The organism is Brevundimonas sp. UBA2416 (assembly GCF_002343105.1).
In the GTDB taxonomy this organism is placed as follows: Bacteria; Pseudomonadota; Alphaproteobacteria; order Caulobacterales; family Caulobacteraceae; genus Brevundimonas.
The window spans coordinates 144,294-164,184 of sequence record NZ_DDRM01000019.1 but is presented as its reverse complement, the minus strand read 5'-3'; the positions used below and the strand labels follow the sequence as shown (position 1 = coordinate 164,184).

Sequence of the window (19,891 nt, the reverse complement as noted above, 5' to 3'; positions counted from 1 at the left end):
GAGGGGATGCGGAAGGTGACGATGAAGCCCTGGATGATCGGCGCGGCGTTCGGCGTGATGGCGCTTTCGGGGGCGACGGTTCAGGCCGCGCCTCAGGACCCTGTCGGGCCTGCATCCGCGCCGGGTTTCGACTTCTGGGGCACCGGAAGCGGGGCCTATTCCTACCATCGCCTGTCCGGCGACTGCGAGACAGTCGACCATGGGCACGGGCGCAACGCTGCCTGGGGGCGGGCGATGATGCCCCTTTCGCAGATTGTCGCGGACAGCCCCGACGCGGGCGAGCATGGCGGCGTCAGGCTCCGATTTCGCTGTGTGGACGGGTCCCCCTGCATCCGGCGCGGGCATCTCACCAACATCACGGGCGAGGCAAGCGACCATATCGTCCCGTTCGAGACCATGGACAGGGCGCTCGCCTTCTCGCAGCGGGTGGCCGAACTGAAGATCGCGTGTGGCATCGGAAGCTGACCGCCGCCTTGACTTCGCCGGGTTGGAGCGCGACCTACGCGCCTCGCGTTTCAAGGTCACAGAATGTCCGTCAAGGTCCGTTTCGCCCCGTCGCCGACGGGTAAGCTGCACGTCGGCAATGTCCGCACCGCCCTGGTCAACTGGATGTTCGCCAAGGGGCAGGGCGGCAAATTCGTGCTGCGCATCGACGATACCGATCTGGCGCGCTCGACGCCCGAGTTCGAACAGGGGATCGAGGACGACCTGACCTGGCTGGGGCTGGTCTGGGACGAGCGCTACAACCAGTCGAAGCGGTTTGACCGCTATGAGGAGGCCGCCGCGCGGCTGAAGGCCGCTGGCCGGCTTTATCCCTGCTACGACACCTCCGAGGAACTGGACCGCCGCCGCAAGGTGCAGCTGTCACGCGGCCTGCCGCCGGTCTACGACCGCGCAGCGCTGGACCTGACCGACGCCGAGAAGGCCGCCTTCGAGGCCGAGGGGCGCAAGCCGCACTGGCGCTTCAAGCTGGAGGGGCGTCGCGTGGCCTGGGAAGATCTGGCGCGCGGCCACGCCGAGGTCGACACGACCTCGATGTCGGACCCCGTGCTGATCCGCGAGGACGGCCTGTTCCTCTACACCCTGCCGTCGGTCGTCGACGACATCGACATGGCCATCACCCACGTCATCCGCGGCGAGGATCACGTCACCAACACAGGGGCGCAGATCGAGATCTTCGAGGCGCTCGGCGCAACCGTGCCGGGGTTCGCGCACATGCCGCTGCTGGTCGGGGCCGACGGTCAGGCCCTGTCGAAGCGGCTGGGGTCGCTGTCGATCGCCGAGATGCGCGAGCAGGGCTATGAGCCGATCGCCATCACCAGCCATCTGGGTCGGATCGGCACCTCGGATCCGCTGGAAGTCGGGGCGTCGGTCGAAGCCCTGGGCGCCAGCTTCGCCTTCTCGAAGATGGGCCGCTCGCCGGCGCGCTACGACACGGCCGATCTGGACCGGCTGAACGCCCAGTCGCTGCACGCGATGGACTATGCCGTCGCCCGGCCGCGGTTGGTTGAGCTGGACGCCGATCTGGGCGAGGCCTTCTGGAATGGCGTGCGGGGGAACCTTCAGAAGTTCGCCGATGTCATTGAAATGGCGACGATCGTGCGCGGCCCTGTCACGCCTGTGATCGAGGATGCGGCCTTTGCTGCAGCGGCCCTGGCGGCCCTGCCCGAGGTCATCGACGAGACCCTGTGGCCAGTGTGGACGAACGCGGTCAAGGAGGCCACCGGCGCCAAGGGCAAGGCCCTGTTCATGCCGCTGCGAATGATGATCACAGGTCAGCAGCATGGCCCGGACATGGCGACATTGGCGCCGATGATCGGTCGCGAGCGCATCGTGAAGCGGCTGGGCGGCGAGACGGCCTGACGGGGGGAGGGCGTCGCTCTGTCTCTCGCTGGCGCAAAAAAGGCCGCCCCGTTTGGGGCGGCCTTTTCCGTTTCAGCGAGGCAGCGGGATCAGGCGTTGCAGGCAGCGATCTGTTCGGCCGAAAGGGCGACGCCCTTGTAGCTGAACGACGACACGGCGCCGAAGCGGGCGACGACGCGGCGGCAGGCGCGGGTCGCGGGCTGGTTGGCGCCGCCGCTGGCAGTGCAGGTCGCACCGGCGCAGGTCCAGGTCGCGCCGTCGATGATGGTGCGGGCGGCCGGGGCGCGGGCGGCGTCGGCGAGGACGGCGCTGGTGGCGGGCGTTTGGGCGAAGGCGGGGGCGGCGGCGAGCAGGGCCGCGGCGATGAGCAGAGCACGCATGGGGAGGTCTCCGATTAGGTGGGACGGCCATCCGTCCCGACGCGCTGATGTCCGTTTTGATACGCAACTGTCAAGGTGGGTCGTCAAAAGAGACGGACGGACACCGGCTGACTAACCAGTGATTACTTATCGGCGATCATGTTGCAAGCCCGGGACCGCGTCGGCGGCCTGCATGGCGGCGATGGCCGCTTCCACCGTGTCGCAAACGACCCAGGCCTGACGGAAGCTGGCGGGGGTCATCCTCTCGGCGATGCTGTGTTCCATCACGGCCAGAAGCGGCTCCCAGAAGCCGTTCAGATTCAGGAAGATCACCGGCTTGGAGTGGAGGTCCAGCCGCTTCCAGGACAGGACCTCGATGACCTCTTCCAGCGTGCCGACGCCACCCGGGGCGACCACGAAGGCGTCCGACTGGTCATACATGATAGTCTTGCGCTCGTGCATCGAGGGCACGATCAGGGTCTCGACCTCGTCGAACAGCCGCTCGCGGCTGCGCAGGAAGCCCGGCATGACGCCCAGGACCCGACCGCCGGCCTCGTGCGCCGCGCGCGCCGAGGCGCCCATCAGGCCGACGCCGCCGCCGCCATAGACCAGCCGCCAGCCGGCCTTCGCGGTCTGTTCGCCGAACGCGCGGGCGGCGGCGGTGTAGGCGGGGTCGGACAGATCGGACGAACCGCAGAACAGGCAGACGGACTGACCGTCGAAGGGCTGGATAACGACAGGCGAAGACATGGGGCCTCGGGAACGAAGGGAGACAGCGGCCGCCTCGGCGCGCTATCTGGACCGATACTCCTAGCGGTCGGATGCACGCGATGAAACGGGCCATGTTCGGCAAGGCGGCGATAGCGGTGCTGTTGTGCGTGGCGAACGCCGCCTGTTCTCCGCCGGCGCCGGTGGCGGCGGAGAAGGACCGGGCGCCGGCCGCGGTCGGAGGCTGGACCCGCCCGCCGATGATTCGTTCGGTGCGGCGCGTTCCGGGCGGTCTGGCCTTCTCGGGGGAGGCGGAGCCGGGCGCCCGTGTCGTGCTGCGCAGTGATTCCGGTCCCGCCCACGCGGCGGCGGCGGATGACCAGGGCCGGTTCGAGATCCGGATGGTCGCTCCGACCGGGGATCTGCTGCTGCGACCCGAAATCCAGGTGGGGCAGGACGCCGCCCCGGCTCCGGAACGGTTGCTGATCGTGGCCGGTGGGCAGGGGCCGGTCGCCATCCTGCGCGCCGGCGGGGCGACACGGCGGCTGGACCGCGCCCCGGCGCTGGGCGCTGTCGACAGCGATGGCCGGATGCGGCTGGTCTCGGGCCGCAGCGCGCCGGCGGGGGAGCCCATCGATCTTCAGGCCGGCGGTGAAAGCGGCCGTGTGACCCCGGACGCCGCGGGCCTGTGGAGCCTGGTGCTGACGCCGTCCACGGGCCCCGACGAAATCCGTGTCGGTGGACGCGCCTTCGTCTGGCCCGGCGAGGGGGCTGGGGTCGCGGATGCGGGAACCCGGGTCGAACGCGCGGGCGCCGGCTGGCGCGTGGTGTGGAGTGGTCCGGCGGGCGGGCGGCAGACGACCTGGCTGCCGGATCCCGAGTGAAGTCGTTTACGGCAGGTTAACCAATTCACGGCATCGGAAGGGTGTCTTCCATCTTCGAGGACACCCACCATCACCGAACTTCTTCAGCCCGGCGCTCGCGTCGGGCTTTTTTTCGGTCTGACGCTGTGGTGGGAAAGAGTGGCTCCGCGGGTAGGATTCGAACCTACGACCAGCCGATTAACAGTCGGCTGCTCTACCACTGAGCTACCGCGGAACACTTCCTCTCGGGAAGGCGGGCGCTATAGCAGCGCGAGTCAGACTGACGCAACGGGAAATATCCGATCTTGGCCCTGATCCTTATCGACGACCCCGAAGATCCGCGCATCGCCGGCTTCCGGGACATCAAGGAACGCGACCTCACGGGCAGGCAGGGCCTGTTCGTGGCCGAGGGCGAGGTGGTCCTGAATGTGCTGACGTCACCGCAATCGCTGTGCCGGCCGGTGGCGCTGTTACTGGACCGGAAACGGGCCGAAGGGCTGGCCGAAATGGTCGCCCGCGTGCCGGAGGAGGCGCCGGTCTATGTCGCCGACCAGCCGATTCTCGACGCCATCGCGGGGTTTCACCTGCATCGCGGCATCCTGGCTCTGGGCCGCAAGCCCGAGCCCGCGGCCCTGGAGGCGCAACTGGACCCGCTGGGGCCCGAGGCCATTGTGGTTGCGGCCTGCGGCATCGGCAATCACGACAATATGGGCGGCCTTTTCCGCAACGCTGCAGCCTTCGGGGCCGGGGCAGTGCTGCTCGATGCGCACTGCTGCGACCCCTTCTATCGCAAGGCCATCCGGGTTTCGGTGGGCGCGGTGCTTCGAACGCCGATGGCGACGGGTCTGGACGCGATGGCCATGGTCGACGGGCTCAAGGCGGCGGGGTTTGACGTGCTGGCGCTGACCCCCGGCGCAAGCGAGCCGCTGGAGGCGGTGCCAAGGGGCGGACGGATCGCCATCCTGTTGGGGCCTGAAGGGCCGGGGCTTTCCGGCGCGGTGATCGAGCGCTGCCGGCCGGTCGGAATCCCGATGTCCGGCGGCTTCGATTCGCTGAACGTCTCAGTCGCCAGTGGAATTGCGCTGCATCATTTCACCCGACACGCGTGAATCGATCACCAAATCGCGATTAACGCTTTGTACACCTTGATGAACCGGCAAAGCTGTGTCGCTGTGGCGGCGTCCGGGGGGAGTTCAATCATGTTTGGTGGCATTTTCGTCTTCATTCACCGCAATGCGCGCATCGCGCTGGCGGTCGGCATAGTCGCAGCGGGCGTGAGCGCCGCCAGCGTCATCGGCTGGATCACCGCGCCGGTCGCCTGACCGCAGTCCAGGACCGTTCTGCTCAGTCCGCGCTGCCGGCGTCCTGCGGAGGCGCCGGAGAGGCGTCACGCGCAGCCCAGATCACGCCCGCGACCAGCGACAGCAGGACCGCGTCGCCCCAGACATAGTAGGCCGTGACATAGGCCCACTGCTCGAGTTCGTGGAAGCGCACGAAGGCCAGGTGGTTCGCCATCAGCAGGAACTGGAACGCGGTCGCCCAGATCGTCCACTGGCGCTTCGAATAGAGGGCCAGATACAGCAGGAACAGCAGGGTCGCGCCGTCGATCCCGATGATGACCCAGGGCGGGTTCAGGGAATCGAAGGGAAAGAGGGTCGAGCCGATCCAGACCAGGATCAGGACGGCCGCCGTGGCGCGTTCCCACCTGCCGCCGCGCCACATGGCGAGCGCGGCGGACACGATGAGCAGGACCAGGGAAACCGCATAGATCGGCGACATTCCCTGGCATCGCCAACTCAGGAGACGAGCGCAAGCCCCGTGGGACGGGGGATGGGTTGATCCGACTTCTCCATGCCGCCCATCTGGACGCCCCGGTAGGAGGTGTTCCGCTTCACATCGGCCAGGGCCACGTGAAGCGCGACCACCGCGCGCTGCGCACCGACCTGGGCGGCAACTGCGTCGGCCAGGGCGTCAAAGGCCGCCTGTCCGACCGTGGCCGAAAGGCCTGCGTCGCGCCGGCTTCGGGTCAGGGACTGGGCCAGTCGACCGAGCTGGTTGACGGCTTCATCCTGGCTGGCTTCGGCCTGAAACAGGTCCGTCGCCAGGCGCGCGACAACGGTCGCCGCATGTTCGCTGCGTTTCATTCGCTCACCTATTTTCAAGAAGCGACGCGGATCAGTCGCCGTAGCGGATGCCTTGAAGAACGAAGGCGAACCGCTCCGCGCCAATGACGCTCGTCAAAACCAGTGCGGCTACTGCGGCAATGGAGAAGACGAACAGGACGCGTCCGAGGACCTCATGTCCGATTCCGAGGGCTGGAAGCCGGAATCCAGCAAGGCCGCCCCGATGTGCAGGATCTCCCTGAAGGTGCTTTCCGGAGAGAGGAAGGCCGACTGTTTGCGGGTCCCGCCGACCAGGTGATTCACCATCATTTGTTTCACTGGCGTATCGGCCAGCGAGAGAAGCACGGTCTGAAGCTCCGCCCAGCTGATGCTCGGCACCTGTCCTTCGGTGTTGGTCATTGAAGTTCCCTTTCGCCGGCACAGAAGAACCCGGGGCGAGGGCGGCGGCGATTGGGACCGGTTCGGATACCGAGTCATTCGGAACGGTCTGTTCGGCCAGCAGGAGCAGGGCGGCGTCGATCCGTCCCGATGCGTTCAGCTTGCGGGCGGCGTTTTCACAGTGCCGATCGACCGTCGAGGGCTTGATGCCCAGGCGTCGGGCGATCTGTTTGGAATTCATGTGCGCATGGACAAGGCGAAGGCATTCGCGCTCGCGCCCGGTCAATCGATCTGTACGGCTCGGCATCCATCGCCCCCCCGGCTCCTTCCACACCTTAACCACGAGTGGGGGTTCACCGAAACGGGGATTACGACGGCAGCGTGCAATCGACGCTTGTCAGCGCGGGCCGGTATGGAGGGGACGAATTCGCGATGGAGGCCTGACCGGGAATCGAACCCGGGTGCAAGGATTTGCAGTCCTCTGCGTAACCACTCCGCCATCAGGCCCTGGGCCGTCAGAAACGACCGCGCCATCGCGAGGGGCGTTCGCTATCAGATCGGATTGTCCCCCGCAACGCACAGACCTATAAGCGCGCCAGATTTCCCGGCTATCACCGGGCGCCCCTAGCAGCAGGATCGTCGTTCCATGGATTTCGCCGCCGCCCGCAAGGTCATGGTCGACAGCCAGGTCCGTGTGAACGATGTGACTGACCGCGCCCTGCAGGCCGCCCTTCTGGCCGTACCGCGCGAACGGTTCTTGCCGGCTGAGCGGGCCTGGTCGGCCTATGCCGAGATGGAACCCGAGATTGCGGGCGGGCGCAGGCTGATGCTGGCGCGCGATCTGTCGAAGCTTCTGATGGCGCTGGATGCGCGGTCCGGCGAGACGGCGCTGGCCGCTGCCGCCCCCTATGCCGCCGCGGTGCTGGCCCGGCTGGGCCTGTCAGTGACCGCCCAGGAATCGGACGGCTCGGTGTTCGAGGTCGTCGGCGAGGTGTTAGCGGAAGAGGGCGTCCGGACGGTTACGGCTCCGCTCAACGTCCCGGCGGAGGGCGGCTATGACGTCATCGTCTGCGAGTGCGCGGTCCCCGGACGGCCCGAGGCCTGGCTGAACGTCCTCAACGTCGGGGGGCGGATGGCCGTCGTCGAACGCACCGGTCCGGTGGGCAAGGCGGTGCTCTATGTGCGGGGAGAGCAGGGCGTGTCCCGTCGCGAATTGTTCAACGCCGCGCCACCGATTCTGGCGGAACTCTCGCCGATTCCTACCTTCGCGCTGTAGGATCACGGACCTCGACGGACATTCCCGGCGGGCGCGTGAAAAAAACTTAACTGGCGTGGGCGCAAACCGTCCCGCATCAGACCTATGAGACACGAAGGGCGCGCTTCCCCGCGCCAGGCAGGAACAGACATGCTGAAACGTACGCGCGCGCTCGCCTCGGTCGCCGTCATCGCCGTGATCACCGGCATGGGCGCCCCTGCGTGGGCCGAGACGCTGAGGGACGCATTGGCCCTGGCCTATCAGACCAACCCTTCGCTGCTGGCCCAGCGCGCCAACCAGCGGGCGCTGGATGAATCCATCGTCCAGGCGCGGGCCGGGCTTCGTCCCCAGCTCGATGTCAGCGTCACCGCCAACTACGCCCGCGACTACAGCGGCAACGTGGGCGGCAATCCGGACAGCGATAGCGGCGGCGCCAGCATCGGCCTGTCCCAGACCCTGTGGTCGGGCGGCCGGATCGGTCACGGCATCTCGGCGGCGGAAGCCAATATCCTGGCCGGCCGCGAGAACCTTCGCGACATTGAACAGACCGTCCTGGCTTCGGTGATCCAGGCCTATGCCGATGTGATTCGAGACGGCGAAATCCTCGCGATCCGCCAATCCAATCTCGGCGTGCTGCAGCGTCAGCTCGAAGAAGCCTCGGCCCGGTTCGAGGTCGGCGAAATCACCCGCACCGATGTGGCGCAGTCCGAATCCCGCCTGGCCCAGTCGGAGGCCGACCTGGCCAATGCCCGCGCCCAGCTGTCGGTTTCACGCGCGGCCTATGCCGCTGTCGTCGGCCAGGCGCCGGGCGACCTGGCGCCGATGCCGGTGCTGCCGGGCATCCCGACCGATTTTGACGACGCCCTCGACGTCGCCCTTGTCGACAACCCGTCCATCCGCGCGGCCGCCTGGACCCAGCGCGCGGCTGAAGCCAATGTCGCGGCGGCCAAGGCCGAGTATATGCCATCCGCACGTCTGACGGCGTCCTACGGCGGATCGACCAGCGATCTGGGCGCCATCGACGACATCGGTGACAACACCCGTTTCCAGGCCGGCGCCACGATTTCGGTGCCCCTGTTCACCGGTGGACTGAACAGTTCGCGCGTCGCCCAGGCGCTGGAACGCGCCAATGTCGCCCAGATCAATGTCGAGGGTGAGCGCCGCAACACGCTGCAGTCGGTCAGTTCGGCCTACGCCCAGTCGATCTCATCGCGCGCCACGCTTCAGGCGGGCGAGGAAGCCGTTCGGGCGGCCACTGTCGCCGCCGAGGGCGTGCGTCAGGAGGCCCAGGTCGGTCTGCGCACCACGCTGGATGTGCTGAACCAGGAACTGGAGCTGCGTAACGCCCAGATCACCCTGGCCAGCGCCCGTCGCAACGAATACGTCGCCCAGGCCAGCCTTCTGGCCGCCATGGGCCGACTGGAGGGCGCGGACCTGGACGCCGCCCTGACGGTTTACGACCCGGCCGCCAACTATGACCGGGTTCGCAATCGCGGCGGCCTGCCCTGGGACGGTATTGTTGAAGCCATCGACCGTATCGCTTCGCCGGCTGTCGTCCCCGCCAATGACGCCGAGGACGCGCCGATCGACGCGCAGCTGAAATCCGAAGTCGTCCAGACGGCGCCGCGCGACTGACGATCCGCAGGTCGCCTGTCGCGCGACTGTTGGCGCGGCCGTTAACCTGTGACGCGAAAACGCCCGTTGATTCCAGCGGGCTGAGATGCGACGACAGGGCATGGGAGGGGGCTCCTCTTCCGTGCCGCAATTGGACTTGATCGTGCGTTCGCCACGCGCCCCGGGGTTTCGATATGACCGACCAGACCGCCCAGGAACCGACGATGGAGGAAATCCTGGCGTCGATCCGCCGGATCATTTCCGAAGACGACGCCCCGGCCGAAACCGCGCCGGCCGCCGCGGCGCCCGAACCGGAACCCGCGCCTGAGCCGGAACCGGTCGTCTCGTCCGCCCTGATGGACGAGACCCCGTCGATGGTGGAGCCGCACGCTTCCGAAGAGGACGTGCTGGAGCTCACCGACGCCTATGAAGCCCCGGCCGCCGAGAGCCTCGGCGATCTCGACATCTCGACCACGGAGCCGTTCCCCAGCGCGCCGGCCGAGTCGGTCTTCGTCGAGGAGCCGGTCGAGGCCTATGCCCCCGAGCCCGCCTCGATCCCGGCCCATGACAGCCTGGTCGGCGACAGCGCTGCGGCCAGCGCGGCGTCCGCCTTCGCCGGTTTCGCCTCCACGATCCGCAAGCCTGACCCCATCGATGCGGTCGGCGGCACCGGCCCGACCGTTGATGAACTGGCCCGCGCCCTGCTGCGCCCGATGCTGAAGGAATGGCTGGACGCCAACCTGCCGGCCATCGTCGAGGCCCAGGTACGCAAGGAAGTCGAACGCATCGCCCGCAACGCCGGCTGACTTCACCCGCGACCCGATCAAGGCTAGATCATTCCGGGGCGGCTCCAGTCGGGGCCGCCCTTATCTTTTGTCTGAAGACCGTTCCCAATGCTCGACAAGACCTTCGACCCCGCCGCCGCTGAACCCCGTCTGTATGCGATGTGGGAGGACAGCGGCGTGTTCGCGCCGCGCGACGCCACCACCACCGACGGCGCGGCGGACGCCTATTCGATCGTCATTCCGCCGCCGAACGTGACGGGTTCGCTGCACATCGGCCACGCGCTGAACAACACCCTGCAGGACATCCTGGCCCGCTATCACAGGATGAAGGGCAAGGCCGTGCTGTGGCTGCCGGGCACGGACCACGCCGGCATCGCCACCCAGATGGTGGTCGAGCGCCAGCTGGCCGCTGCGGGCAATGTCAGCCGGCGCGACATGGGCCGCGACGCCTTCGTCGACAAGATCTGGGAATGGAAGGCGACCAGCGCGGGCGCGATCCAGAACCAGCTGCGTCGTCTGGGCTCGTCGTGCGACTGGTCGCGCGAACGGTTCACCCTCGATCCGACGCTTCAGGACGCTGTGCGCAAGGTCTTCGTGCAACTGCACAAGGAAGGTCTGATCTATCGCGACAAGCGACTGGTCAACTGGGACCCGCATTTCCAGACGGCGATCTCGGACCTCGAGGTCGAGCAGCGCGAGATGGACGGAGCCTACTGGCATTTCGCCTATCCGCTGGCGGACGGGGTGACCTATGAGCACCCGGTCGCCTGGGACGGCGACGGGCAGCCGACGGAATACGAGACGCGCGATTACATCGTGGTCGCCACGACCCGCCCGGAGACCATGCTGGGGGACACCGGCGTGGCCGTGCATCCGGAAGATCCGCGCTATCAGGGGCTGGTCGGCCAGTTCGTGACCCTGCCGATCGTCGGGCGCCGAATTCCCATCGTTGCCGATGACTATGCCGATCCGACCAAGGGCTCGGGCGCGGTGAAGATAACGCCGGCGCATGACTTCAACGACTTCCAGGTCGGCAAGCGGGCCGGGCTGGCCGCGCTGAACGTCATGGACGCCTTCGGCCGCATCACCGCCGCCGATACGGCCGACGTGCCCGCCGAATACGAGGGCATGGACCGCTTCGCCGCCCGCAAGGCCATCGTCGCCCGCGCGGAGGCCGAGGGCTGGCTGAAGGAGATCGAGAAGACCCGGCACGTCATCCCGCACGGCGACCGCTCGGGCGTGGTGATCGAGCCCTGGCTTACGGACCAGTGGTACGTCGACGCCCATACGATGGCCCAGCCGGCGATCAGGGCGGTGGAGCAGGGCGATACGGTCTTCGAGCCGAAGAGCTACGAGAAGATCTATTTCGAATGGCTGCGCAACATCGAGCCCTGGTGCATCTCGCGCCAGCTCTGGTGGGGTCACCGCATCCCCGCCTGGTATGACGCGGACGGGAACATCTATGTCGCCGAGAGCGAGGCTGAGGCCATCGCCCAGGCCGGCGGCAAGGCGCTGACACAGGACGAGGATGTGCTGGACACCTGGTTCAGCTCGGCCCTGTGGCCCTTCTCGACCATGGGGTGGCCGGAGAAGACCGAGGACCTCGAACGCTTCTATCCGACCAGCGATCTGGTGACGGCGGCCGACATCATCTTCTTCTGGGTTGCCCGGATGATGATGATGGGTCTTCACTTCATGGATGAGGTTCCGTTCAAACGGGTCATCATCAATGGCCTGGTCCGCGACGAGAAGGGCCAGAAGATGAGCAAGTCGAAGGGGAACGTCATCGACCCCCTCGGCATCATCGACGAGCTGGGCGCCGACCCGCTGCGTTTCACCATGGCCATTCTGTCGGGCACGCGCGACATCAAATTGTCTCGCCAACGCATTGAAGGCTATCGCAACTTCGGCACCAAGCTGTGGAACGCCGCGCGCTTCTCGCAGATGAATGAGGCCAGGCGGGTCGAGGGCTTCGACCCGGCGACCGTGGATCAGACCATCAACCGGTGGATCCGTGGCGAACTGACCAAGGCGGAGCGCGCAGTCAGCGAGGCCATCGAGGGCGGCCGTTTCGACGACGCGGCCTCGGCCATGTACCGCTTCGTCTGGAACGTCTTCTGCGACTGGTATCTGGAGCTGGCCAAGCCGGTGTTCATGGGGTCGGACGAGACGGCGAAGGCCGAAACCCGGGCCATGACGGCCTGGACCCTCGACCAGACGCTTAAGCTGATGCACCCGATCATGCCCTTCATCACCGAGGAGCTGTGGGACCAGCTGGCCGGCGAGGGTGCGGCACGCAGCGAGGCGACCCTGATCGGGTCGGCCTGGCCGAACCTGCCGGATGCCTTCATCGACGCGGCGTCGGAGGCCGAAATCGGCTGGCTGGTCGATCTGGTCACTGAGATCCGCCAGCTGAAGGCCGAGATGAATGTGCCGCAGGGGGCCAAGCCCGGCCTGTCCTTCATCGCGCCGGACGCGGTCACGGCGGCCCGGGTCGCGCGCCATCGCGATCTGATCCTGACTCTGGGCCGGGTGTCTGACCTGTCGACCGTCGAGGCTGCGGCCGAGGGAGCCGTGACCTTCGTTTCCGGCGGGGCGACGGCCGCCCTGTCGCTTGCGGGGATCATCGATCTGACCGCCGAACGGGCGCGCCTGACCAAGGAGATCGCCGCCTTTGACAGCGACATCGGTCACTTCAACAAGAAGCTGGGCAATCCGAATTTCGTTGATCGCGCGGCCCCCGAAGTCGTCGAGGAACAACGCCAGAAGCTGGCCGAGGCCGAGGCCGGCAAGGCGAAGCTGCAGGCGGCGCTGGCGCGGCTGGACGCGGTGGGGTGAAGACGCGGCTCGACCAGCTGCTGGTCGCGCGCGGACTGGCCGAGAGCCGGGCGCGGGCGAAGGCGGCGATTGAGGCGGGTGGTGTCACGGTCGATGGGGTCCCCGCCAGGGCGGCGTCGCAGGCTGTGGCTGAGGATGCAGTCATCGCCTATGCCGATGCTCATCGCTGGGTCGGGCGCGGGGCGCTGAAACTGGACCACGCCCTGACCCTGTGGCCCGTTGTGGTCGAGGGGCGGACTGTCCTGGACGTCGGGGCTTCCACGGGCGGATTCACCGAGGTCTGCCTGTCGCGCGGCGCGGCGCGGGTGTTCGCGGTCGATGTCGGATCAGGGCAGTTGCACGCCCGGGTGGCGGCGGACGCGCGGGTGGTCAATCTCGAACAGACGGATGCGCGTGATCTGGCGCCGGCGCTGATCCCCGAGGCTCCCGGGCTGATCGTCTGCGACGCCAGCTTCATCGGCCTCGCCAAGGTGCTGCCTGTAGCCCTGTCGCTGGCGGCACCGGGGGCGGACCTCGTCACCCTGGTCAAGCCGCAGTTCGAGGCGACGGGGCCCGGCGGGACGAAGAAGGGCGTCGTCAAGGATCCGTCCGCGCAGCAGGCCGCGCTGAACAGCGTTACAGCCTGGCTGGAAGGCGAGGGCTGGGCGGCGCAGGCGACGACGGAAAGCCCGATCACCGGCGGGGACGGGAATGTGGAGTTTCTGCTGTGGGCTACGCGGCGGGACCGAGGCTGAGGCTATGCCCCTCCACCACACTTCGTGTGGTCCCCCTCCCCATTGCATGGGGAGGAGCCGGGCTGCGCTCAAGCAGCGAGCGACCGCGTCGCGAGCGGTAGCGCCCCTGCCAACATGAAAAAACCCCCGGTGGATTGCTCCACCGGGGGTCTCCGTCACGCCGCCGATCGACAGGGGGGCTGAAAAATAATCGGCGGCGCAATTCTGTCAGCAGGTCTGCTGGTAGCGGGTGACCGTGCGGCCGTACTGGTCCCGGCTCTGGACGGCGCGCGGGCGGCAGTCGGACTGGTAGCGATCGTCCGACCGGTACTGATAGCCGCGGTCGTCGTAGCGATCGTCGTACGAGGCATAGCCCTGGCTGCTGTAGCCGCGGTCCTCGTAGCGGTAACGGCCGGAGTCCTGGTAGCGGCTGTCGTAGCCACGGTCGTCATACTGGACGTGGCCGCTGTAGCCGTCGTTGCAGTAGCGGGCCGAGTCGTTGCCCACCGCTGCGCCGAGCGCGCCGCCGATCACCGCGCCGAGCACGCTGCCTTCGGTACGGCGTCCGCGGGCGCCCATCTGAGAGCCGAGCACGGCGCCGAAGGTCGCGCCGACGGTGGCGCCGGCGCCCGTACGGCCACGGCGCTCGCTGCGGCAGTTATAGTTGGGGCGGTCGTACGACTGGCCGTAGGACCGGTCGTAGCCATAGTCGGGCCGCTGGGTGTAGCCGTAGGGCGCCTGTTGGCCATAGCCGTAGGACTGGCTGCTGTAGCCACCATAGGGCTGGGGATCGCCTTGGTAGGTGTAGGCCTGGGCCGAGGCGGCGGCCGGGGTCAGCATCAGGCCGGCCGCGGCGAGGGCGGCGGCGCCGAAGGCGGTCTTGAGGGGCAGACGGGCGAACATCGGCATCATCCTGGCTGGAGAGCGGGCGCCGGGTGTCGGCGCCTGTCTCTGTGGCTGCGAGGAATAGGCCAGCGAAACTGAACGGCCTTTGATCGGGCCGTTCATCTTCGTTCAGGTTTCGCCGGGAGCCAGTTACCTCTGGAGGTGGCGCGAAATCTGAGCCCGCACGCAATCGCGTCCGAACCGATTTCGCTCTAGAAGCGGCCGATGACGGAGACGCTGACCATCAGCCGCGTAGGCGGGCAGGGCGACGGGATCGCCGAGACGCCGACGGGGCCTGTGTTTGCGCCCCTGACCCTGCCGGGCGAGACCGTTCGCGGGGAGGTGCGCGACGGGCGGCTGGAGGGGGCGGAGATCCTGACCCCGAGCGCCGAGCGGATCACGCCGGTTTCACCCCATTATGGCGATTGCGGGGGATGCTCGCTGCAGCACTGGGCGGCCGGGCCCTATCTGGACTGGAAGCGCGAACAGGTGCGGCTGGCCCTGGCGCGCGAGCGGATCGAGACGGAGATCGAGGCGACGGTGGCGACGCCGCCCGGGACGCGTCGGCGACTGGCCCTGCATGCCCGGCGCGCCGAGGACGGACGGGTCGTGCTGGGGTTCAAGGCGCGCAAGAGCTGGCGGCTGGTCGAGGTGACCGCCTGTCCGATCGCCGATCCGCGGCTGGTCTCGGCCTTTCCGGCGCTGGCACGGGTGGCGGAGGCTTTTCTGGAGCATCCCAAATCGGCCCCGACCCTGCATGTGACGGCGACCCTGACCGGGCTCGACGTCGATGTGACGGGGGTCGAGCGGCGCACGGGCGGCCTGTCCGGCGACGCGCGGATGCGGGCGATCGCGGCGGCGGCCGAGGCCGGGCTGGCGCGACTGAGCCTCGCAGGCGAGGTGCTGATGATGGAGCGGCAGCCGAAGGTGGCCTTCGGTCCGGCGACCGTGCCCCTGCCGCCCGGCGGCTTCCTGCAGGCCGTGCCCGAGGCGGAGGCGGCCATGGTTGCGCGCGCGGTCGAGGCGGTGCGCGGGGCGAAGAAGATCGCGGACCTGTTCTGTGGCGCGGGCACCTTCACCTTTCCGCTGGCGACGGTGGCGCCGGTGTTGGCGGCGGACGGATCGGCGGCGGGGATCGCGGCGCTGAAGGCGGGGATCGGGACCGGGCCGGGGATGAAGGGGATCACGGCCGAGGCGCGTGACCTGTTTCGCCGGCCGCTGGCCCCCTATGACCTGCGCGGCTGCGACGCCGTGGTGCTGGACCCGCCGCGCGCCGGGGCTCTGGAACAGACGCGGCAGTTGCCGGGGACGAAGGCGGCGGTCGTGGTCGGGGTGTCGTGCAATCCGGTGACCTTCGCGCGCGACGCCCGCGTCCTGATCGACGCCGGCTTCCGGCTGGAGCGGGTGAGTCCGGTGGATCAGTTCCTGTGGTCGGCGCATGTGGAACTGGTGGGGGTGTTCCGGCGATGACGATGAATGACAACCTGCCCGACGAGGATGGCGGAGGCTTTGACGCCGAGGACTGGACCCGGCTGACGCCGTTTGTCGGCGCGGTGGCGACGCTGGATGATGTCCAGGCGCGACGGGCGGTCTTCGCCCTGGGCGACACCGACGACCCGCGCCCGATCGCCATGGACCTGCCGCAGCCGGTGATCTGGTGGGACGAGGACGGAGAGCAGGCGGCGGTGGCCGTGCAGGCCGAGACCCATCTGGGACCGGACGGGGAGGAGATGGAAGTCCTTGGCCTGATCCTGCCCGACGGCGGCGGGGTCGTGGCCCTGATGGAGGACGTCGATCTGGTCGATGCCACCGACCCGACCTGGCGGGAACTGGTGACGAATGCGATCGACCCGTCGGCGGCGGAAGAGGACTAAACCCGTCTTCCTTCCCCCATCTCGGGGGAAGGTGTCAGGCGAAGCCTGACGGATGGGGGCTTGCCAACGATTTCACGGATCTCTGCCAGCACGTGATTTGGCCGGGCAAGGATGTCGCCGTTGGAAAAGCGCAGAACCCGAAAGCCCTGCGAGGTCAGCCAGGCGTCCCGTTTGGCGTCGTCGAACGTCCTCAGCGCATGCACGCCGCCATCGGCTTCAACGATCAGACGGGCGGACAGGCAGGCGAAGTCGACGACATACTGCCCAATCGGGACCTGTTGTCGGAAGCGAAGACCTTCCAGACCTCTGTCACGGACCAATGACCAGAAGAAACCCTCCGCGCGGGTCGGTGTCTTGCGCAAACGGCGAGCCCTCTTGATCGTACGTTCAGGCTGCATCCGGCCGGCCCCCATCCGTCTCGCTTCGCGAGCCACCTTCCCACGAAATGGGGGAAGGGAGGTCAAAGAGATCCATCTGCTTCTTCATGTCCGCCGGCACGCGGAACTGTGTCTCGTCCACCGGCTTTAGCGGCGTGTCGAGGCCGTAGCGTTTCACCGCGGCCTTGAAGCGGGCGGCGATCAGTTCGGCGACCGGACCGGTGCCTTTCATGCGTTGCGACCAGTCGGCGTCGTAGTCCTTGCCGCCGCGGGTCTGGCGGATCAGGGACATGACGCGGGCGGCGCGGTCCGGGCGGGCGTCAGCCAGCCATTCGCGGAACAGATCCTTGATCTCGAGCGGGAGGCGCAGGGTGACGTACATGGCCGAGGTCGCGCCGGCCTTCGACGCGGCCTCCAGCACCGATTCGAGTTCGTGATCGTTGAGGCCAGGTATGACGGGGGCGAAACCGACGGTGACGGGACAGCCCGCCTCGGCCAGTCGCGAAATGGCCTCCAGCCGCTTCGCCGGCGTCGAGGCGCGCGGTTCCATGGCACGGGCCAGGCCCCTGTCGAGGGTGGTGATGGAGACACAGGCCGAAGCGAGGCCCGCCCGGCCCATCGGACCGAGTATGTCGGCGTCGCGGGCGATCAGGACCGACTTGGTGATTATGCTGAACGGGTGTTGGAACCGCTGCATCACTTCCAGGATCGAGCGCGTCGAGTTGAGCTCGCGCTCGACCGGCTGATAGGGATCGGTGTTGCCGCCTATGTGGATGCGTTTGCAGACGTAACGGGGCTTTGAGAGTTCCTGCTCCAGCAGACGCGCGGCCTCGGGCTTGAAGAAGAGGCGGCTCTCGAAATCCAGGCCCGGGGATAGGCCCATGAAGGCATGGGACGGACGGGCGTAGCAGTAGATACAGCCATGTTCGCAGCCCTTGTAGGGGTTGATGGACCGGTCGAAACCGATGTCCGGACTGGTGTTCCTCGCGATGATGGTCCGGGCGTGCTCGGGCGTCAGGGTGGTGCGCAGGGGCGCGGCCTCGACATCGTCGCCGGTCCAGCCGTCATCGAAGGCTTCCACGGTTTCCGGTTCGAACCGCCCGGTCGCATTCGACCGTGCACCCCGTCCCTTCGCTGTTTCCGCCATGGTTTCACCGTAGCGAGAAACGAGAACAAAGCAAGAACTGTTTGGGCAACCAAAGAACGCAGCGACGATAGTCAGTCATGCCGGGCAGCCCTGTTTCGCCAAGGCTTCGCAGGGCATCCTGCTCCGCGCCGTGACGCCCCGCAGGGCAAGTCCTGCGAAGCGCCGCAGGGTCGAAGCAGGATGGTGCGGATGAGAGGACTCGAACCTCCACGCCTCGCGGCGCCAGAACCTAAATCTGGTGCGTCTACCAGTTCCGCCACATCCGCCAGGTTCGATGCAGCCTCTAGGCGAGCCCGGCGCGGGCGGCAACGAAAAAGGCCCGGGATTGCTCCCGGGCCTTCGTTCTTGCCGAACTGATCCGGAAATCAGTCCTTCTGGTTATCCACGCCCGAGCCCATGGCCTCGGCCGGGGACGACATCGTGGTCTCTTCCGTGATGTCGATGCCCTTGGCGAGCTTGGAGTGCCAGAAGCCGTAGATGATGTAGATCACGGCTCCGACCGCGGCATAGGCGGCCAGGATGGTCAGGGGCAGCGTATTGCCGTCCATGGCGTGCTGGATCATCGGCCAGAAGTTGAAGCCGGCCAGCGAAAGACAGGCCACGATCCCGGCGCCTGCGGTCCAGACGCCGCCCGGAACCTTGAAGGGACGCTCCATCTCCGGGTGCCTGATGCGCAGGAAAATCACGCTCAGGCACACGATCGAGAAGGCCACGGCCGTGCCCAGGGACACGAGGTCGCCGAGGATCGAGATCGGCAGGAAGGAAGCCGCGACGGCGATGAGGATCCCGAGCAGGATGGTGCCGATCCAGGGGGTACGGAACTTCGGATGGATCACGGCGAAGGCCTTCGGCAGAAGACCGTCACGCGCCATGGTGTAGAAGATCCGCGTCTGGCCGTAGCAAAGCACCAGCATGACCGAGGACAGGCCGGTGATGGCGCCGATCTTGATCAGGAAGCTGATCAGGTTCAGTTGACCGCCCGCAGCCGAAGCCACGGAGATGTTGGCCCATTCTAGACCCATGCGGTCGATGGCGACGGCCACAGGCGCCGGGCTGGCCAGCTCGAGGTAGGGAACGACGCCGGTCATGACGGCGGCGACGGCCATGTAGATCAGTGTGCAGACGATCAGCGCGCCGAGGATGCCGACCGGAACATCCTTGGACGGGTTTTTGGCTTCGGCCGCCGCGGTCGAGACGGCTTCGAAACCGACATAGGCGAAGAAGATGATCGCCGCCCCGCGCAGGATGCCGCTGGTGCCGTATTCGCCGAACTTGCCCGTGGTGTTCTCGGGGATGAAGGGCACCCAGTTGTCGGGGTTGATGTACTGAATCCCGACCGCGATGAAGGTCAGCAGCACAACGATCTTGATGATCACGATGATGTTGTTGATCGACGCCGACTCGCTGACGCCGAGGACCAGCAGGCTGCAGACCGCGGCGATACCAATGGCGGCGACGAGGTTCAGTGTCCCGGTCATCGGGAAGCTGCTGACGCCGTCTGTCGTGACGGCCTGGATCAGCGGCGTCGCCCAGGAGGGACCTTCTCCGCCCGCATACTGGATCGTCGGGAAGAGACCGTCGGCGAGGCCGAAGTCATTGAGGATGGAGACCACATAGCCGGACCAGCCGACGGCGACCGTCGAGGCCGCGACGCCGTATTCCAGCACAAGGAGCCAACCCATGATCCAGGCGAAGACTTCGCCCAGGGTGCCGTAGGCGTAGGTATAGGCCGAGCCGGACACCGGCATGGTCGAGGCCAGCTCGGCGTAGCAGAGGCCGGCGAGACCGCAGGCGATGCCTGCGACCACGAACGACAGCATGATGGCCGGGCCCGCATGGGCGGCGGCGACCTGTCCGGTCAGCACGAAGATGCCGGCGCCGATGATGGCTCCGATGCCGAGGCTCATCAGGTTGATGGGACCCAGAGACCGCTTCAGCTCGCTCTTGGCGGCTTCCTTCTGGATCTGGGCTACGGATTTCTTGAGGAACAGGCGGTTCCCCTTGGGCCTAAGGCCTTCTGCGGACATCGAGTCTCGCCCCTTGATACACGGCTAACCCTCCCCGGGGAGCCTTCAATGGCGCGGACGCTAGCGGCGGAGGGGGCCGCTG

The 19,891-nt window shown here is 67.4% G+C and carries 21 protein-coding genes, 3 tRNA genes and 1 pseudogene; 12 read left to right on the top strand and 13 right to left on the bottom strand.

The annotated features are described in order from the left end of the window. Window positions 1-33: 33 nt before the first annotated feature. Both B3E43_RS07205 and gltX read left to right on the top strand, forming a co-directional pair. Window positions 34-465, top strand: coding sequence for a hypothetical protein (locus tag B3E43_RS07205; protein WP_292027962.1), 432 nt, complete (start codon window positions 34-36; stop codon window positions 463-465). Between the two features lie 63 nt (window positions 466-528). Further along, on the top strand, window positions 529-1,863 hold the full coding sequence (gltX, locus tag B3E43_RS07200) for a glutamate--tRNA ligase (protein WP_292027961.1): 1,335 nt from the start codon (window positions 529-531) through the stop codon (window positions 1,861-1,863). Window positions 1,864-1,952: 89 nt separating this feature from the next. Here gltX and B3E43_RS07195 read toward each other — a convergent pair whose 3' ends face one another. Next, window positions 1,953-2,243 (bottom strand): CC_3452 family protein, encoded by a 291-nt coding sequence (locus B3E43_RS07195; protein WP_292027958.1) that lies wholly within the window; start codon window positions 2,241-2,243, stop codon window positions 1,953-1,955. 126 nt (window positions 2,244-2,369) lie between these two features. Beyond that, window positions 2,370-2,972, bottom strand: a complete 603-nt coding sequence (locus B3E43_RS07190; protein ID WP_292027956.1) for a TIGR00730 family Rossman fold protein — start codon at window positions 2,970-2,972, stop codon at window positions 2,370-2,372. An 80-nt stretch (window positions 2,973-3,052) separates the two neighbouring features. On the opposite strand from B3E43_RS07190, the gene B3E43_RS07185 reads away from it, so the two are divergent. Then, complete coding sequence (locus B3E43_RS07185; RefSeq protein WP_292027954.1) at window positions 3,053-3,814, top strand: hypothetical protein; 762 nt, start codon at window positions 3,053-3,055, stop codon at window positions 3,812-3,814. 139 nt (window positions 3,815-3,953) lie between these two features. On the opposite strand, the gene B3E43_RS07180 is transcribed toward B3E43_RS07185, so the two are convergent. Further along, window positions 3,954-4,028, bottom strand: a tRNA-Asn gene (locus B3E43_RS07180). A 70-nt stretch (window positions 4,029-4,098) separates the two neighbouring features. On the opposite strand from B3E43_RS07180, the gene B3E43_RS07175 reads away from it, so the two are divergent. After that, window positions 4,099-4,902 carry a TrmH family RNA methyltransferase gene (locus tag B3E43_RS07175; RefSeq protein WP_292027952.1) on the top strand — a complete coding sequence of 268 codons (804 nt, stop codon included), beginning with the start codon at window positions 4,099-4,101 and terminating at the stop codon, window positions 4,900-4,902. 90 nt (window positions 4,903-4,992) lie between these two features. Then, window positions 4,993-5,115 (top strand): hypothetical protein, encoded by a 123-nt coding sequence (locus B3E43_RS07170; protein WP_292027950.1) that lies wholly within the window; start codon window positions 4,993-4,995, stop codon window positions 5,113-5,115. A gap of 22 nt (window positions 5,116-5,137) precedes the next feature. On the opposite strand, the gene B3E43_RS07165 is transcribed toward B3E43_RS07170, so the two are convergent. From B3E43_RS07165 to B3E43_RS07150, 5 genes and pseudogenes are all read right to left on the bottom strand, one after another. Then, entirely contained in the window at window positions 5,138-5,572 is a 435-nt protein-coding gene (locus B3E43_RS07165) for a hypothetical protein (protein ID WP_292027947.1), read from the bottom strand. A 17-nt stretch (window positions 5,573-5,589) separates the two neighbouring features. After that, window positions 5,590-5,937 (bottom strand): hypothetical protein, encoded by a 348-nt coding sequence (locus B3E43_RS07160; protein WP_292027945.1) that lies wholly within the window; start codon window positions 5,935-5,937, stop codon window positions 5,590-5,592. A gap of 108 nt (window positions 5,938-6,045) precedes the next feature. After that, window positions 6,046-6,315 carry a hypothetical protein gene (locus B3E43_RS07155; protein WP_292027943.1) on the bottom strand — a complete coding sequence of 90 codons (270 nt, stop codon included), beginning with the start codon at window positions 6,313-6,315 and terminating at the stop codon, window positions 6,046-6,048. Between the two features lie 115 nt (window positions 6,316-6,430). After that, window positions 6,431-6,601: pseudogene (locus B3E43_RS16220) on the bottom strand (LuxR C-terminal-related transcriptional regulator); the annotation flags it as partial. Between the two features lie 126 nt (window positions 6,602-6,727). Further along, window positions 6,728-6,801: transfer RNA gene (locus tag B3E43_RS07150), tRNA-Cys, on the bottom strand. Between the two features lie 139 nt (window positions 6,802-6,940). On the opposite strand from B3E43_RS07150, the gene B3E43_RS07145 reads away from it, so the two are divergent. The 5 genes from B3E43_RS07145 to B3E43_RS07125 all read left to right on the top strand — a co-directional run bounded on the left by B3E43_RS07145 (window position 6,941) and on the right by B3E43_RS07125 (window position 13,520). Then, window positions 6,941-7,570 carry a protein-L-isoaspartate O-methyltransferase family protein gene (locus B3E43_RS07145; protein ID WP_292027941.1) on the top strand — a complete coding sequence of 210 codons (630 nt, stop codon included), beginning with the start codon at window positions 6,941-6,943 and terminating at the stop codon, window positions 7,568-7,570. 129 nt (window positions 7,571-7,699) lie between these two features. Beyond that, window positions 7,700-9,184, top strand: coding sequence for a TolC family outer membrane protein (locus B3E43_RS07140; RefSeq protein WP_292027939.1), 1,485 nt, complete (start codon window positions 7,700-7,702; stop codon window positions 9,182-9,184). 173 nt (window positions 9,185-9,357) lie between these two features. Then, a complete protein-coding gene (locus tag B3E43_RS07135) occupies window positions 9,358-9,969 on the top strand; it encodes a DUF2497 domain-containing protein (RefSeq protein ID WP_292027937.1) in 612 nt (203 codons plus the stop codon). A gap of 87 nt (window positions 9,970-10,056) precedes the next feature. Next, window positions 10,057-12,786, top strand: coding sequence for a valine--tRNA ligase (locus tag B3E43_RS07130; RefSeq protein WP_292027934.1), 2,730 nt, complete (start codon window positions 10,057-10,059; stop codon window positions 12,784-12,786). Then, entirely contained in the window at window positions 12,783-13,520 is a 738-nt protein-coding gene (locus tag B3E43_RS07125) for a TlyA family RNA methyltransferase (protein WP_292027932.1), read from the top strand. Before B3E43_RS07130 ends, B3E43_RS07125 begins: the two co-directional genes overlap by 4 nt. A gap of 207 nt (window positions 13,521-13,727) precedes the next feature. Here the strand turns inward: B3E43_RS07125 and B3E43_RS07120 are convergent, their stop codons facing one another. Next, window positions 13,728-14,402 carry a glycine zipper family protein gene (locus B3E43_RS07120; protein ID WP_292027929.1) on the bottom strand — a complete coding sequence of 225 codons (675 nt, stop codon included), beginning with the start codon at window positions 14,400-14,402 and terminating at the stop codon, window positions 13,728-13,730. Between the two features lie 207 nt (window positions 14,403-14,609). Between B3E43_RS07120 and B3E43_RS07115 the strand changes: the two genes are divergently transcribed. Continuing rightward, the gene (locus tag B3E43_RS07115; RefSeq protein WP_292027927.1) at window positions 14,610-15,854 is read left to right on the top strand and encodes a class I SAM-dependent RNA methyltransferase; all 1,245 of its coding nucleotides are present in this window, start codon (window positions 14,610-14,612) and stop codon (window positions 15,852-15,854) included. Window positions 15,855-15,856: 2 nt separating this feature from the next. Beyond that, window positions 15,857-16,258, top strand: coding sequence for a hypothetical protein (locus B3E43_RS07110; RefSeq protein ID WP_292027924.1), 402 nt, complete (start codon window positions 15,857-15,859; stop codon window positions 16,256-16,258). On the opposite strand, the gene B3E43_RS07105 is transcribed toward B3E43_RS07110, so the two are convergent. The 4 genes from B3E43_RS07105 to B3E43_RS07090 all read right to left on the bottom strand — a co-directional run bounded on the left by B3E43_RS07105 (window position 16,255) and on the right by B3E43_RS07090 (window position 19,809). Then, window positions 16,255-16,656, bottom strand: coding sequence for an endonuclease domain-containing protein (locus B3E43_RS07105; protein ID WP_292027922.1), 402 nt, complete (start codon window positions 16,654-16,656; stop codon window positions 16,255-16,257). The genes B3E43_RS07110 and B3E43_RS07105 overlap by 4 nt on opposite strands. After that, the gene (locus B3E43_RS07100) at window positions 16,646-17,782 is read right to left on the bottom strand and encodes a PA0069 family radical SAM protein (RefSeq protein ID WP_292027921.1); all 1,137 of its coding nucleotides are present in this window, start codon (window positions 17,780-17,782) and stop codon (window positions 16,646-16,648) included. Before B3E43_RS07100 ends, B3E43_RS07105 begins: the two co-directional genes overlap by 11 nt. A 181-nt stretch (window positions 17,783-17,963) precedes the next feature. Next, window positions 17,964-18,048: transfer RNA gene (locus tag B3E43_RS07095), tRNA-Leu, on the bottom strand. A gap of 99 nt (window positions 18,049-18,147) precedes the next feature. Beyond that, entirely contained in the window at window positions 18,148-19,809 is a 1,662-nt protein-coding gene (locus tag B3E43_RS07090) for an amino acid permease (RefSeq protein WP_292027918.1), read from the bottom strand. Window positions 19,810-19,891 lie beyond the last annotated feature (82 nt).

Bases quoted from the DNA above. Each gene is read 5' to 3' on its own strand.
- B3E43_RS07205 (WP_292027962.1), top strand. From the start codon at position 34: ATGATCGGCGCGGCGTTCGGCGTGATGGCGCTTTCGGGGGCGACGGTT.
- gltX (WP_292027961.1), top strand. From the start codon at position 529: ATGTCCGTCAAGGTCCGTTTCGCCCCGTCGCCGACGGGTAAGCTGCAC.
- B3E43_RS07195 (WP_292027958.1), bottom strand. From the start codon at position 2,243: ATGCGTGCTCTGCTCATCGCCGCGGCCCTGCTCGCCGCCGCCCCCGCC.
- B3E43_RS07190 (WP_292027956.1), bottom strand. From the start codon at position 2,972: ATGTCTTCGCCTGTCGTTATCCAGCCCTTCGACGGTCAGTCCGTCTGC.
- B3E43_RS07185 (WP_292027954.1), top strand. From the start codon at position 3,053: ATGAAACGGGCCATGTTCGGCAAGGCGGCGATAGCGGTGCTGTTGTGC.
- B3E43_RS07170 (WP_292027950.1), top strand. From the start codon at position 4,993: ATGTTTGGTGGCATTTTCGTCTTCATTCACCGCAATGCGCGCATCGCG.
- B3E43_RS07165 (WP_292027947.1), bottom strand. From the start codon at position 5,572: ATGTCGCCGATCTATGCGGTTTCCCTGGTCCTGCTCATCGTGTCCGCC.
- B3E43_RS07160 (WP_292027945.1), bottom strand. From the start codon at position 5,937: ATGAAACGCAGCGAACATGCGGCGACCGTTGTCGCGCGCCTGGCGACG.
- B3E43_RS07155 (WP_292027943.1), bottom strand. From the start codon at position 6,315: ATGACCAACACCGAAGGACAGGTGCCGAGCATCAGCTGGGCGGAGCTT.
- B3E43_RS07145 (WP_292027941.1), top strand. From the start codon at position 6,941: ATGGATTTCGCCGCCGCCCGCAAGGTCATGGTCGACAGCCAGGTCCGT.
- B3E43_RS07140 (WP_292027939.1), top strand. From the start codon at position 7,700: ATGCTGAAACGTACGCGCGCGCTCGCCTCGGTCGCCGTCATCGCCGTG.
- B3E43_RS07135 (WP_292027937.1), top strand. From the start codon at position 9,358: ATGACCGACCAGACCGCCCAGGAACCGACGATGGAGGAAATCCTGGCG.
- B3E43_RS07130 (WP_292027934.1), top strand. From the start codon at position 10,057: ATGCTCGACAAGACCTTCGACCCCGCCGCCGCTGAACCCCGTCTGTAT.
- B3E43_RS07120 (WP_292027929.1), bottom strand. From the start codon at position 14,402: ATGTTCGCCCGTCTGCCCCTCAAGACCGCCTTCGGCGCCGCCGCCCTC.
- B3E43_RS07115 (WP_292027927.1), top strand. From the start codon at position 14,610: ATGACGGAGACGCTGACCATCAGCCGCGTAGGCGGGCAGGGCGACGGG.
- B3E43_RS07110 (WP_292027924.1), top strand. From the start codon at position 15,857: ATGAATGACAACCTGCCCGACGAGGATGGCGGAGGCTTTGACGCCGAG.
- B3E43_RS07105 (WP_292027922.1), bottom strand. From the start codon at position 16,656: ATGCAGCCTGAACGTACGATCAAGAGGGCTCGCCGTTTGCGCAAGACA.
- B3E43_RS07100 (WP_292027921.1), bottom strand. From the start codon at position 17,782: ATGGCGGAAACAGCGAAGGGACGGGGTGCACGGTCGAATGCGACCGGG.
- B3E43_RS07090 (WP_292027918.1), bottom strand. From the start codon at position 19,809: ATGTCCGCAGAAGGCCTTAGGCCCAAGGGGAACCGCCTGTTCCTCAAG.